General features: G+C 65.8%; 12 protein-coding genes. 8 read left to right on the forward strand and 4 right to left on the reverse strand.

Annotated features, from left to right (window positions below):
• Positions 1 to 4: 4 nt before the first annotated feature.
• Genes HOP51_RS12915 through zapE form a run of 6 tightly spaced genes read left to right on the forward strand, consistent with a single transcriptional unit; the run spans position 5 to position 6,562 of the window.
• Positions 5 to 1,078 (forward strand): arginine N-succinyltransferase, encoded by a 1,074-nt coding sequence (locus HOP51_RS12915; RefSeq protein WP_234274308.1) that lies wholly within the window; start codon positions 5 to 7, stop codon positions 1,076 to 1,078.
• Positions 1,078 to 2,124, forward strand: coding sequence for an arginine N-succinyltransferase (astA, locus tag HOP51_RS12920; RefSeq protein ID WP_234274309.1), 1,047 nt, complete (start codon positions 1,078 to 1,080; stop codon positions 2,122 to 2,124). Before HOP51_RS12915 ends, astA begins: the two co-directional genes overlap by 1 nt.
• Entirely contained in the window at positions 2,121 to 3,590 is a 1,470-nt protein-coding gene (astD, locus tag HOP51_RS12925) for a succinylglutamate-semialdehyde dehydrogenase (protein ID WP_234274310.1), read from the forward strand. Before astA ends, astD begins: the two co-directional genes overlap by 4 nt.
• Complete coding sequence (gene astB / locus HOP51_RS12930; protein WP_234274311.1) at positions 3,587 to 4,948, forward strand: N-succinylarginine dihydrolase; 1,362 nt, start codon at positions 3,587 to 3,589, stop codon at positions 4,946 to 4,948. Before astD ends, astB begins: the two co-directional genes overlap by 4 nt.
• A gap of 7 nt (positions 4,949 to 4,955) precedes the next feature.
• On the forward strand, positions 4,956 to 5,429 hold the full coding sequence (locus tag HOP51_RS12935) for a GNAT family N-acetyltransferase (RefSeq protein WP_234274312.1): 474 nt from the start codon (positions 4,956 to 4,958) through the stop codon (positions 5,427 to 5,429).
• A complete protein-coding gene (gene zapE, locus HOP51_RS12940) occupies positions 5,426 to 6,562 on the forward strand; it encodes a cell division protein ZapE (protein ID WP_234274313.1) in 1,137 nt (378 codons plus the stop codon). The genes HOP51_RS12935 and zapE overlap by 4 nt, the downstream gene beginning before the upstream one ends.
• On the opposite strand, the gene HOP51_RS12945 is transcribed toward zapE, so the two are convergent.
• Positions 6,559 to 7,605 (reverse strand): SPFH domain-containing protein, encoded by a 1,047-nt coding sequence (locus HOP51_RS12945; RefSeq protein ID WP_234274314.1) that lies wholly within the window; start codon positions 7,603 to 7,605, stop codon positions 6,559 to 6,561. The genes zapE and HOP51_RS12945 overlap by 4 nt on opposite strands.
• A gap of 77 nt (positions 7,606 to 7,682) precedes the next feature.
• Positions 7,683 to 8,147: an NfeD family protein gene (locus HOP51_RS12950; protein ID WP_234274315.1), complete on the reverse strand. Its 465-nt coding sequence runs from the start codon at positions 8,145 to 8,147 to the stop codon at positions 7,683 to 7,685.
• A 103-nt stretch (positions 8,148 to 8,250) separates the two neighbouring features.
• Between HOP51_RS12950 and copM the strand changes: the two genes are divergently transcribed.
• Both copM and HOP51_RS12960 read left to right on the forward strand, forming a co-directional pair.
• Complete coding sequence (gene copM / locus HOP51_RS12955; protein WP_234274316.1) at positions 8,251 to 8,814, forward strand: CopM family metallochaperone; 564 nt, start codon at positions 8,251 to 8,253, stop codon at positions 8,812 to 8,814.
• A 73-nt stretch (positions 8,815 to 8,887) separates the two neighbouring features.
• Complete coding sequence (locus HOP51_RS12960; protein WP_234274317.1) at positions 8,888 to 9,931, forward strand: DUF21 domain-containing protein; 1,044 nt, start codon at positions 8,888 to 8,890, stop codon at positions 9,929 to 9,931.
• A 65-nt stretch (positions 9,932 to 9,996) separates the two neighbouring features.
• Here the strand turns inward: HOP51_RS12960 and kbl are convergent, their stop codons facing one another.
• Entirely contained in the window at positions 9,997 to 11,187 is a 1,191-nt protein-coding gene (kbl, locus tag HOP51_RS12965) for a glycine C-acetyltransferase (protein ID WP_234274318.1), read from the reverse strand.
• A 1-nt stretch (position 11,188) separates the two neighbouring features.
• Positions 11,189 to 12,217, reverse strand: coding sequence for an L-threonine 3-dehydrogenase (gene tdh / locus HOP51_RS12970; RefSeq protein ID WP_234274319.1), 1,029 nt, complete (start codon positions 12,215 to 12,217; stop codon positions 11,189 to 11,191).
• Positions 12,218 to 12,467 lie beyond the last annotated feature (250 nt).

Here is a 12,467-nt window from a genome sequence, read left to right on the forward strand (position 1 = left end):
CACCATGATGGTCGTACGCCCCGTTCGGCCGGCCGACCTGCCGGCCCTGGAGCGGTTGGCAGGCTTGGCTACGCCGAGCCTGACCAACCTGCCGGCCCATCGCGACCGCCTCGAAGAGCGCATTGCGCGCTCGCGGCAGTCGTTCGGGCGCGAGGTGGACTTTCCCGGCGACGAGCACTACACCTTCGTGCTCGAGGATCTCGAGCGCGACGAGGTCGTAGGCACGGCCACCCTGCGCGCCGAGGCCGGGGCGCGGGAGGCCTACTACACCTACCGCCAGGAGACCCTGATCCACGCCTCGCAGCAGCTCAACGTGCGTCGCGAGGTGCAGACCCTGTCGCTCTCCCACGAGGTCTCTGAGACCACCCAACTATGCGCCCTGTCACTGGATCCGCGCTATCGCGGCACCAGCGCCGAGAGCCTGCTGCGCCGCGCGCGGCTGATGTTCATCGCCCAGTACCCCGAGCGTTTCGCCGAGGTGCTGGCGATGGCGTTTCCGGGCTATCTCGACGAGCAGGGCGAGTCGCCGTTCTGGAACAGCGTGGGGCGCCACTTCTTCGTGCGCGACTACCATGACATCAACTACCTCGCCGGGGTGCGCTCGAAGAGCTTCATCGCCGAGGTGATGCCGCAGTTTCCGCTCTACCTGGCGCTGCTCACGCCCCAGGCGCGGGCCGCCATCGGTCGCGAGCACCCCGCTCACGAGGCGGCCATGGCCGAAATGCTGGCCGAGGGCTTCATGCGCTCGCGCCATGTCGATCTGTTCGACGCGGGGCCGGTGATCAAGGGCGAGCGCGACCGCCTGCACACCTTTCGCCATGCCGCCTGGCATCCGGTACGGGTGCGGCCGGCCCATGCGCTGCCCGACGCCGAGCCGGCGCTGATCGCCAACCAGCGTCTGGCCGACTTCCGCTGCGTGGTGGCCCGCTACGCGCTGTCGCCAACCGGCCAGTTGATGCTATCGCCGGAGCATGCCGAGCTACTCGGCGTGGAAGAGGGGCGGGCGGTACTGGCTGCGCCGCTGGCGCTGCCGTCCTCCGGCGAGGACGAACCGGGTTTCGACGAGGGGGAGCTGTGATGCGTATTCGACCGATTGCCGAGGGCGACCTGGACGAACTGCAGAAGATCGCCCGCGAAACCGGGGTTGGCTTCACCTCGCTGCCCGACAACCGCGAGTTCCTGAGCGACAAGATCGCCGCCGCGGTCGCTGCCTTCGAGCAGCGCACGCCAGCCGACCGGCGCAACTACTTCTTCGTGCTCGAGGACGAGGCGAGCGGTGAACTGGCCGGCTGTTGCGCCATCGAGGGCCAGGTGGGGCGCGAGGTGCCGTTCTATCACTATCGCCTGGGCACACTGGCCCATTCGTCGGTGCAGCTCGACCTGCATCGCACCATCGACACCCTGTTCCTCAGCTCCGACCACACCGGCGACGCCGAGGTGGCCTCGCTGTTCCTGCGGCCGCAATACCGCGGCAAGGAGCGCTCGCACCAGCGCAATGGGGCGCTGCTGTCGATGATGCGCTGGCTGTTCATGGCCGAGTTTCGCGATCAGTTTCCCGACAAGGTGCTGGCCGAGATGCGCGGCGTATTCGACGAGCGCGGCAAGAGCCCGTTCTGGGAGTGCCTGGGCAGCCATTTCTTTCCCATGGACTTCGCCGAGGCCGACCGCCTCACCGGGCTGGGCCAGAAGAGCTTCATCGGCGAGCTGATGCCCAAGTTCCCGATCTATACGCCGTTTCTCTCCGACGAGGCGCGAGCCTGTATCGGTCAGGTCCACCGCGACACCCGCCCGGCGCTGGCCATGCTCAAGCAGGAGGGGCTGCGTTGGGAAGGTTACATCGACATCTTCGATGGCGGACCGACGGTAGAGGCTTACATTGATGACGTACGCGCGGTGCGCAAGTCGCGCTGCTGCCGGGTCGAGATCCGTGCCGGCGACGAGCCGCCCCTCGCACGCCCGCGCTGGCTGGCGGCGAGTACGGTGATGGCCGACTTCTGCGCCGCCTGGGTGTCTCACGGCCCCGACGAGGAGGGCACCCTCACCCTGAGCGAAGCGGAGGCGCAGCGGCTGGGCGTGGTAGCCGGTGATTCTCTGCGCGTACTGGATACCGAGGAGACTTCATGAAAGCGATGCAACAGCTGATGATCGGCGGCAACTGGCAGCCGGGCGAGGCAACGCGCTTCACCAAGCGCGACCCGGTGTCCGGCGAGACCCTGTGGCAGGGCGCGGCAGCCAGCGATGGCCAGGTGGCGGCGGCGGTAGAGGCCGCTCGCGGCGCCTTCCCGGGCTGGGCCCGGCTCGGCTTCGCCGAGCGCCTGAGCGTGGTGGAGCGCTTCCGCGAGCTGCTCGAAGCGCACCGCGAGGATCTGGCCCGCGCCATTGCCGGCGAGACCGGCAAACCGCTGTGGGAGGCGCGTACCGAGGTGGGCGCGATGATCGGCAAGGTGGCGATCTCGGCGCGTGCCTACCAGGAGCGCACCGGCGAGCGCAGCCGCGACGTCGGCGATACCACCGCCGTGCTGCGTCATCGCCCGCATGGCGTGATGGCGGTGTTCGGCCCCTACAACTTTCCCGGTCACCTGCCCAACGGACACATGGTACCGGCGCTGCTGGCCGGCAACACGGTGGTGTTCAAGCCCAGCGAGCAGACCCTGCTGACCGCCGATTTGACCCTGCAGTGCTGGCAGCAGGCGGGCCTGCCCGCCGGAGTGATCAACCTAGTGCAGGGCGCCGCTCCGGTGGGCCAGGCACTCTCCTCGCACCCGGGCATCGACGGCCTGCTGTTCACTGGCAGCGCTCGCGTGGGTGACCTGCTCAATCGCCAGTTCGCCGACCAGATGGAGAAGATTCTCGCCCTGGAACTCGGCGGCAACAACCCACTGGTGGTCAAGGACGTGCACGACCAGGACGCCGCGGTACTCACCATCCTGCAATCGGCCTTCCTCTCCGGTGGGCAGCGCTGCACCTGTGCCCGGCGGCTGATCGTGCCCGAGGGCCAGGTCGGCGACCATCTGCTCGATGCCCTGGTCGACGCCATCGCCCGCCTGCGGGTGGCGGGACAGTTCGAGGAGCCGGCGCCGTTCTACGGCGGTCTGGTCAGCCAGGAGGCGGCCCAGGGGCTGCTCAAGGCCCAGGACGAGCTGGAGGCGCTGGGTGGCGTGGTGTTGTCGCGCATGGAGTGCCTGCAGGAAGGCACCAGCCTGCTGTCGCCGGCACTGATCGACGTCACCGGACTCGACGTGCCCGACGAGGAGCACTTCGGCCCGCTGCTCAAGGTCTATCGCTACCACGACTGGGACGAGGCCCTGCGGCTCGCCAACGATACCCGCTATGGCCTGGCCGCCGGGATGATCGGCGGCGAGCGCACCGACTGGGACGACTTCCTGCTGCGCATCCGTGCCGGCATCGTCAACTGGAACCGTCAGACCACCGGCGCTTCCGGCGATGCGCCCTTCGGCGGTGTGGGCATCAGCGGCAATCATCGCCCCAGTGCTTATTATGCGGCGGATTACTGCGCCTATCCGGTGGCCTCGATGGAGGCCGAGACTCTGAGCCTGCCCGACAGTCTGCCTCCCGGAGTGGTGTTATGAACCAAACGACGAACGCCGGCTACCGGGAAATCAACTTCGACGGCCTGGTGGGCCCGACCCACAACTACTCGGGGCTGGCCCACGGCAACGTGGCCTCGATGAGCCACGGCGGGCTGGTTTCCAATCCCCGTGAGGCGGCGCTGCAGGGGCTGGCCAAGATGAAGGCGCTGATGGATGCCGGGTTCGACCAGGGCGTGCTGCCGCCCCAGCAACGTCCCGATCTCGGCGCGCTGCGCTCGCTCGGCTTTACCGGCAGCAACCGCGAGGTGCTGGCGCGGGCGGCCGCTGAGGCGCCCCAGGTGCTGCGCGCGGTGTGTTCGGCCTCGAGCATGTGGACGGCCAACGCGGCTACCGTGACGCCGAGCCGCGACGCGCCGGATGGACGGGTGCACTTCACACCGGCCAACCTGCAATCGAGCTTTCACCGCTACCTGGAGCCGGAGACCACTGGACGGGTGCTGTCGGCGATCTTCCGTGACGAGGCGCACTTCGCCCATCATCCGGCGCTGCCGGCTACGCCGGCTTTCTCCGACGAGGGCGCGGCCAACCATACGCGGCTGTGTGGCGAGCACGGCGAGGCTGGCGTACATCTCTACGTCTATGGCCGCCAAGCCTTCGGCGGGGATCCTGCCCATGAGCCCAAGCGCTTTCCCGCACGCCAGACGCTGGAAGCGAGCCAGGCGGTGGCACGCCAGCATGGGCTGGCCGCGGCGCAGACGGTGTTCGCCCAGCAGTACCCCGAGGCCATCGATGCCGGCGTGTTCCACAATGACGTGATTGCAGTGGGCAACGGGCCGGTGCTGCTCTACCACGAGATGGCCTTCCTCGATGAGCAGGCAACGCTGGATGAGCTACGCGCCAAGATGGCCACGCCGCTGATTCCGGTGCGCGTGCCCAGCGAGGCGATGAGCTTGGATGACGCCGTGGCCTCCTATCTGTTCAACTCGCAGTTGCTGAGCAACTCCGACGGCAGCATGACCCTGGTGGTGCCCGGCGAGTGCCAGGAGCGCGAGGCGGTGTGGCGCACTATCCAGGATCATCTGCTGGCCGGCCACAATCCCATCGGTGAAGTGATCGTCAAGGACGTCAAGCAGAGCATGCGCAACGGCGGTGGCCCCGCCTGCCTGCGCCTGCGAGTGCTGCTCTCTGCCGAGGAGCGCGCCGCGCTGACCGGTCGAGTGCTGCTCACCAATGAGCTGCACGACGAGCTTGCCGCCTGGGTGGAACGTCACTACCGCGACTGCCTGGCGCCCGACGACCTGGCCGACCCGCAGTTGGCCGACGAGACCCTCACTGCACTGGACGAGCTCACTCGCATCCTGCAAATTGGTTCGGTCTACCCTTTCCAGTTGAGATAAGGACACCATGCGCGGGATCACCATCGTACGCTTGAGCCCCGACTCAGATCACCTCGCCACCGTAGCAAGCTGGACCTATGCCGAGTGGGGGCACCTGCACCCGAACAGCACCGCCAACTCCTACCGTGAGGCCTTGCGCCGGGAGTGCGGCGACGGCGGCGTGCCGTCGGTGTTCGTGGCCATGCAGGGCGACCAGCCGGTGGGGACGGCGGCGCTATTGGCCGAGGACATGGACAGCCGCCGCGAACTCACGCCCTGGCTGGCCTCGGTGTTCGTACTGCCGGAGTGGCGTGGGCAGGGCATCGCCTCGACGTTGATCCGACGGGTAGAACAGGAAGCCGCCGACTGTGGCATCCGCCAATTCTACCTGTTCACGCCCGACCAGCAGGCGCTCTACCGCCGGCTTGGCTGGCAGGACCACGAGGACCTGTGCTACCGGGGAGAGAAGGTCACCATCATGCTGCGCCAGCTCGAGGCATGACGGCGGCCTCGCCGCTGGCGCTGTATCGCGAGGCAGTGGAGCGCCAGGGCTTTGCCCCTGACGAGGCCCAGCGGGCCGCTGCCGCGCGGCTCGACACCTGCTTTCAGGTGCTGCACGGAGAGGGCGCCTCGTCAGAGAGCCGGGCCGTACCTGGTGTCTACCTGTGGGGCCCGGTAGGCCGCGGCAAGACCTGGCTGATGGATGGCTTCCACCGCCACCTTCGTGTGCCTGCCCGGCGCCTGCACTTCCATCATTTCATGCGCTGGGTGCACCAGCGCCAGTTCCAACTGAGCGGTACCGCCGATCCTCTCATTGCGCTGGCCCGTGAGTTGGCGTCCGAGGTTCGTGTGCTCTGCCTCGATGAGCTGCTCGTCAGCGACATCGCCGACGCCATGCTGCTTGGCCGCCTGCTGCAGGCGCTCTTCGAGCACGGCGTGGTGCTGGTGTGCACCTCCAATCAGGCACCGAGTCAGCTCTATGCCGATGGCTTCAACCGCGAGCGCTTTCTGCCTGCCGTCGCCGCCATCGAACGCTGCATGGAAGTGGTGGAGCTGGACGGCGGCTTCGATCACCGCCTGCACCCCGGTCGGGCGTGCCAGCGCTATTGGGTAGCGGAGCCCGGTCGGCCGAGCGCCCTCACCAGAGTTTTCGAGCGCCTGAGCGAGAGGCAGCCGACGAGCAACGAGCCCGTCGAGCTGGGCCACCGTCGCATTGCGGTGGAGCGGCGCAGTCAGCGAGTGGTGTGGTGTCGTTACGCCGAGCTGTGTGAACAGCCGCTGGCAGCACTCGATTTCATCGCTCTGGCGGACGAGTTCGACCATGTGCTGCTCAGCGAAGTACCGCGCTTGAGCGATGCGGCTTCGGCGGGACGCATCGCCCGCGGCACCGAGGATGGCGCCGAGCGTATCGAAACCGGGGAGCGGGAACTGCCGCCACTGTCACGGCGCGACGATGGGGTGCGCCGCTTCATCGCCCTGGTCGATGAGTGCTACGACCGCCGCGTGCCGCTCCATATCGAAGCCGAGGTCGCCATGGACGAACTCTACGCCCATGGCTATTTGGCCTTCGCCTTTCGGCGCACCCTCAGCCGGCTGCAGGAAATGCAACTGACAAGGTTTGGAACCAGTGCTTAGCTGCTGGCCGCCCCGCCGACGATGCCGCTGCGAAAGCCGCTCTGACGATCGCTGCCGCGCAGGTGCTGCGCCACGCTGTCTTCCGGCGAGCCGGCCATTTCGCGGAACATGCCCATGGAGCCGAGCAGGGCGGAGGATTCGTAGGGCACGAAGACCCGTTCACCCTCCTGGGCCATGGTCGGCAGCGCCTTGATGTAGCTCTGGCCGAGCAGGTAGCCGACCACGGTGCGCTTGTGCTCGTCGCTGTCGCCGATGGCGCTCAGCACCAGCTTGATCGACTCCTGCTCGCCCTGGGCGCGCAGGATGGCAGACTCCTTGTCGCCCTGGGCATTGAGGATCGCCGATTCGCGCTGACCCTGGGCCTTGGCGATGGCGGCGGCCTTCTCGCCCTCGGCTTCCGTCACGGTGGCACGGCGCTTGCGCTCGGCGGCCATCTGCAAGCGCATGGCCTCCTCGACCTCTTCGGGCATGGCGATGTCCTGCACCTCGACCCGCGAGATCTTCACGCCCCACTTGGAGGCGGGCTCCTCCATGGCAGCCTGGATCTCGTTATTCACCTCGGCGCGGGACTCGAACAGCTTGTCGAGCTCCATCTTGCCCACCACCGAGCGCAGCGTGGTCTTGGCCAGTACCTCCACCGCCTGGCTCATGTTCTCCACTTCGTAGACGGCCCGGCGCGGGTCGATGATCTGGAAGTAGAGCGCACCGTTGATGCGTACGGTGACATTGTCGGTGGTCACCACCGGCTGGCCGGGGAAGTCCATTACCGTCTCGCGGCGGTCGATGCGCACCTCGCTGGTGGTGATGGGAAAGTACTCCTCGCCGCGCTTCTGGTAGCGGATCATGGTGATGGCGCGGGGCTGCTCGATGAACGGGATGATGATGTTGATACCGCTCTCCAGCAGCCGGTTGAACGAGCCCAGTCGCTCGATCACCATGACCTCGGACTGGCGCACGATCACCAGTCCCTTGGCGATGATCACAATACCGATCAGTACGATGATGAGGGCTAGCAGCAACCCCGGGTTGATGGGTAGATCCATGGTCGACTCTCTCCTTGCAGTGGGCGTGGGGATTGGCGGAGCCGCCGAACGGCTCCGAAACGGTCATACTCGGTTCGCTATGGCTGAGAGCGCTCTGGCTGGGCACGGCTGACGATGGCCGTGGTGCCGTCGAAGCGCTCGAAGGTCACCCGTGTGCCTTCCGGTAGTTCGGTGGCGCCGGTTTCGGCCACGCGCAAACGGTAGAAATCGCCGTTGATCTTGACCCCGCTGGCGCCGTCGAAGTCGCGCTTGAGGGTGGTGTAGGTGCGCCCCTGCTCCACACCTGTGCCGGTGGTACCGTAGGCCACCCCACTGGGCGAGAACCAAGGGCGGATCACCTTGACTGCGAGCGGAATCAGGATGCCCGAGAACACGCCCATGGCGAGCAGTTGCCAGGGTAGGGGCAGCCCCAGTGCCGCCAGCGCCGAGGTGAGGGCGGCAGCCACACCCAGCGACAGCAGCACCAGGCCGCCGGAGGAGAGTTCGGCCAGGCCCAGTAGTAGAGCGATGGCCAGCCAGATCAGGGCGGGGTTCCAGTCCATGGTAGTCTCGGTAATGAATTGTTTTCCCGGTGCGCCGGTGCGATGACCTGCGCGGCGCCTGGTTCTATCGTAATCGTACGATCCTATGATAAAGGAGAGCACCATGTCGCACACCCTGGCATTACGCCCCCTTTCGGCACTTGCCATCATTCTCGCCGGTGGCGCCTTGCTGGCTGCCCCAGTGCTGGCGGCGGAAGAGGAGGCCCAGGCGCAGGAGCGGATCGAGCAGGCTTCCGAGCGAGCCGAGACGCAGCAGGACGATGCTCAGGCGAACGAGGCCGAGGACGGAGCAGGCGAGGAGGACGAGTCGGAGGAAGACGAAGACGTGACCGGCGTAGAGGCCGATCATGCGGGGCACACCGAGCATATCATCGAGCCCGAAGAGGACGAGCACGCCGACAACCCGGCCGTACAGGCCTATCGTGAAATTGCCGAGCGCATGCACGCCGAAATGCAGACCGAGTACAACGGCGACCCCGATGTCGACTTCGCCCGCGGCATGATCGCCCACCATCAGGGCGCCATCGACATGGCCAACGTGGTTCTCACTCACGGCGAGAACGAAGCGATTCACGATCTCGCCCGCGAGATCATCGAAGCCCAGGAGGACGAGATCGCCTTCCTGCGCGACTGGCTGGCACAGCACGGTTACGACGAAGCCGAATGAGCCTGGCGGCGCTGCGTACGGCAATGCACCTGGGGGCATTGCCGTTACGCACTACCCACTGGAATGAGATGCCATGACGTCATTGGTCTGGATCGGTATCGCGCTGTGTCTCGTCCAGTCGGCGACCTTCTCGGGGCTCAACCTGGCGCTCTTCACCATTGGCAAGCTGGAACTGGAGCTGGAAGCGCGCAAGGGCAATCCCCGCGCTCAGCGTGTGCTCCAACTGCGCCAGGACTCCAACTTCCTGCTGGTAACCATCCTGTGGGGCAATGTGGCCGTGAACGTGCTGCTGGCTCTACTTTCTGGGTCGGTGATGGGAGCCGTGGCAGCCTTCCTGTTCTCCACCGTGATCATCACCCTGTTCGCTGAAATCCTGCCCCAGGCCTTTTTCGTACGCCATGCGCTCTTCATGGCCTCGGCACTGGCGCCGATGGTCCGCTTCTACCAACTGCTGCTGTGGCCGGTCACACGTCCCACCGCCTGGCTGCTGGATCGCTGGCTGGGGCCCGAGGCCATTCCCTATTTCAGGGAGCGCGACCTGCACCAGTTGATCCGGCTGCACATGGAGTCCACCGAAACCGAGATTGACTGGGTCGAGGGGCGGGGAGCCATGAACTTCCTGACCCTGGATGACGTGCCGCTCGCCCGTGAGGGTGAGGTGCTCGATCCCGATAGCGTCATCATTCTTCCTTTCCACGGGAATCTGCCGATCTTTCCCGATATCGAGCGTACCCGCCACGACACCTTCCTGCGTTCCCTGCAGGCCAGCGGTAAGAGCCGGGTCGTGATCGTCGATGAAGCCGGCGAACCCCGGCTCATCATTGATGCCGATGCCTTCCTGCGGGCGGCGCTGTTCGATCCAGACCTGTTCAATCCGCTGGCTCATTGCCACCAGCCCATCGTGGTGCGTGACCCGGCCACGCCTCTCGGCGAAGTAATCGGCCGCTTTCGCGTGCATACCGTCAATCGGGAGGACGATGTACTCGACGAGGACGTCGTCCTGCTGTGGGGCGAAGAGCGGCGCATCCTGACCGGCTCCGACGTGCTGGGCCGCCTGTTGCGCGGTATCGTCGAAGCTTCTCCACAGCGCATCAGTACAACGCTACCCGATTCTTGAAACAAGGAAATCGCGCCGTTCTAGCCGAAGCGGCGCGGCATCCAGGCGGAGCCTGTCACAAACCGTTACAGTCCCAGGCGCTCCTTGACTCGGCCGAAGGCGGCCAGGGCGAACTCCAGGTCGTGGCGGCTCAGCGCAGCGGACATCTGAGTGCGGATGCGGGCGCGGCCCTGGGGCACCACGGGGTAGGAAAAGGCGATGACGTAAACGCCCTCCTTGAGCATTTCCTCGGCGAAGCGTGCGGCGAGGCCGGCATCGTGCAGCATCACCGGCACGATGGGGTGTTCGCCGGGCAGCAGCTCGAAGCCCAGCCGCTCAAGGCCTTCGCGGAAGAAGGCGGTGTTCTCGGTGAGGCGTTCGCGCAGTTCACGGGACTCGGCGGCCAGCTCGATGGCCTTCAGCGCGCCGGCGACCACCGGCGGCGCCACGGTGTTGGAGAACAGGTACGGGCGCGAGCGCTGGCGCAACAGCTCGACGATTTCGCGCTTGCCGCTGGTATAGCCCCCGCTGGCGCCGCCCAATGCCTTGCCCAGGGTGCCGGTGGTGATGTCGATGCGGTCCATGCAGCCACGATACTCGTGGGTGCCGCGGCCGCCCTTGCCGAGAAAGCCAGTGGCGTGGCAATCGTCGAAGTGCACCAGGGCATCAAAGCGCTCGGCCAGGTCGCAGATCTCGTCGAGCCGGGCGATGTAGCCGTCCATGGAGAACACGCCGTCGGTGGTGACCAGCTTGAAGCGCGCACCGTCGCGGTCGGCAGCTTTCAACTGCGCTTCGAGGTCGGCCATGTCGTTGTTGCGGTAGCGATAGCGACGGGCCTTGCAGAGCCGCACGCCGTCGATGATGCTGGCGTGGTTGAGTTCATCGGAGATCACTGCGTCCTCGGCGCCGAGCAGGGTCTCGAACAGCCCGCCGTTGGCATCGAAGCAGGAGGGGTAGAGGATGGTGTCCTCGGTGCCGAGGAAGTCGGTGAGGCGCTGCTCGAGCTGCTTGTGCAGGCTCTGGGTGCCACAGATGAAGCGTACTGAGGCCAGCCCGTAGCCCCACTCCTCGAGCCCGGCCCTGGCGGCGGCGTTGACCTCAGGATGCTGGGCCAGACCCAGGTAATTGTTGGCGCACAGGTTGAGTACCTCGGTGCCGGCGTTGATGCCGACATGGGCGCCTTGGGGGGTGGTCAACTGGCGCTCGTGCTTGTACAGCCCGGCTTGGCGAATAGCGCCGAGCTCGCCGTGCAGGTGCTGCTTGAAGGCTCCGTACATGTCATGTCTCCCAGTTGAGAACGACCTTGCTCGCTTCGCCGCTGAGCATGGCGTCAAAGCCGCGCTGGAATTCGCTATAGGGCAGACGGTGGGTAATCACCGGCGAGATGTCGAGGCCGGAGTCGATCATCACCGACATCTTGTACCAGGTCTCGTACATCTCACGGCCGTAGATGCCCTTCAGCGTCAGCATGTTGAAGATCACCGTGTTCCAGTCTATGGCCATCTCCTCGGTGGGAATGCCGAGCATGGCTACCTTGCCACCGTGGCACATGTTGGCCAGCATGTCGCGGAAGGCGGCGGGGCTGCCAGACATCTCCAGGCCTACGTCGAAGCCTTCGCTAAGACCCAACTCGCGCTGCACGTCGGCAAGCGTCTCGTGGCGCACGTCCACGGTGCGGGTGGCGCCGAGGCGCTTGGCCAGCTCCAGGCGGCCCGGGTTGAGATCGGTGACCACCACATGGCGTGCCCCGGCATGGCGGCACACTGCCGCGGCCATGGCGCCGATCGGCCCCGCGCCGGTGATCAGCACATCCTCGCCGAGCAGATCGTACTGCAGCGCGGTGTGCACGGCGTTACCCAGGGGGTCGAAGATGGCGGCCACGTTGAGGTCGATGCCGGGCTTGTGCTCCCACACGTTGGACATTGGCAGCGCCACGTACTCGGCGAAGGCGCCGGGACGATTGACGCCCACCCCACTGGTATGAGCGCACAGGTGGCGGCGCCCGGCCAGGCAGTTGCGGCAGCGCCCGCACACCACGTGGCCCTCTCCGGAGACGATCTGGCCGGGGTGGAAATCGTTGACGTTGGAGCCAACCTCGACGATTTCTCCGACGAACTCGTGGCCCACCACCATGGGCACAGGAATGGTCTTCTGTGCCCAGCTGTCCCAGTTATAGATGTGCACGTCGGTACCGCAGATGGCGGTACGCTTCACCTTTATCAGCACATCGTTGATACCGACCTGTGGGTCCGGCACCTCTTCCAGCCAGAGGCCGGGTGATGCCTCTTTCTTGATCAGTGCTTTCATGTTCTACCTTCCTGACTTGTGGTTGGAGGGTTCAGGCGGTTGAGCTGCGAGGGGCTGGCATTTCGCAACGAAATATTTACTATAGGAGAACGGTTTCCAGTATTGCAGAATGTTTCCTCAATGCAAGAAAATTATCCCTCATATTGGATTTTCGTCTGGCAGAACATGTGCTGAGTCGTCTGTCTTGGCCTGTTCATGGTCCATGTCTTAGCCCCATGTCTTGGGTATAGAGGGAAAAGCGAGGTGAATG

The organism is Billgrantia zhangzhouensis (genome assembly GCF_021404465.1).
GTDB classification, from domain to species: Bacteria; Pseudomonadota; Gammaproteobacteria; order Pseudomonadales; family Halomonadaceae; genus Halomonas; species Halomonas zhangzhouensis.

What these genes read in the sequence shown, in the direction of transcription:
- astA (WP_234274309.1), top strand. Translation starts at nt 1,078, where the DNA reads ATGCGTATTCGACCGATTGCCGAGGGCGACCTGGACGAACTGCAGAAG.
- tdh (WP_234274319.1), bottom strand. Translation starts at nt 12,217, where the DNA reads ATGAAAGCACTGATCAAGAAAGAGGCATCACCCGGCCTCTGGCTGGAA.
- HOP51_RS12935 (WP_234274312.1), top strand. Translation starts at nt 4,956, where the DNA reads ATGCGCGGGATCACCATCGTACGCTTGAGCCCCGACTCAGATCACCTC.
- HOP51_RS12915 (WP_234274308.1), top strand. Translation starts at nt 5, where the DNA reads ATGATGGTCGTACGCCCCGTTCGGCCGGCCGACCTGCCGGCCCTGGAG.
- astB (WP_234274311.1), top strand. Translation starts at nt 3,587, where the DNA reads ATGAACCAAACGACGAACGCCGGCTACCGGGAAATCAACTTCGACGGC.
- zapE (WP_234274313.1), top strand. Translation starts at nt 5,426, where the DNA reads ATGACGGCGGCCTCGCCGCTGGCGCTGTATCGCGAGGCAGTGGAGCGC.
- kbl (WP_234274318.1), bottom strand. Translation starts at nt 11,187, where the DNA reads ATGTACGGAGCCTTCAAGCAGCACCTGCACGGCGAGCTCGGCGCTATT.
- copM (WP_234274316.1), top strand. Translation starts at nt 8,251, where the DNA reads ATGTCGCACACCCTGGCATTACGCCCCCTTTCGGCACTTGCCATCATT.
- HOP51_RS12945 (WP_234274314.1), bottom strand. Translation starts at nt 7,605, where the DNA reads ATGGATCTACCCATCAACCCGGGGTTGCTGCTAGCCCTCATCATCGTA.
- HOP51_RS12960 (WP_234274317.1), top strand. Translation starts at nt 8,888, where the DNA reads ATGACGTCATTGGTCTGGATCGGTATCGCGCTGTGTCTCGTCCAGTCG.
- HOP51_RS12950 (WP_234274315.1), bottom strand. Translation starts at nt 8,147, where the DNA reads ATGGACTGGAACCCCGCCCTGATCTGGCTGGCCATCGCTCTACTACTG.
- astD (WP_234274310.1), top strand. Translation starts at nt 2,121, where the DNA reads ATGAAAGCGATGCAACAGCTGATGATCGGCGGCAACTGGCAGCCGGGC.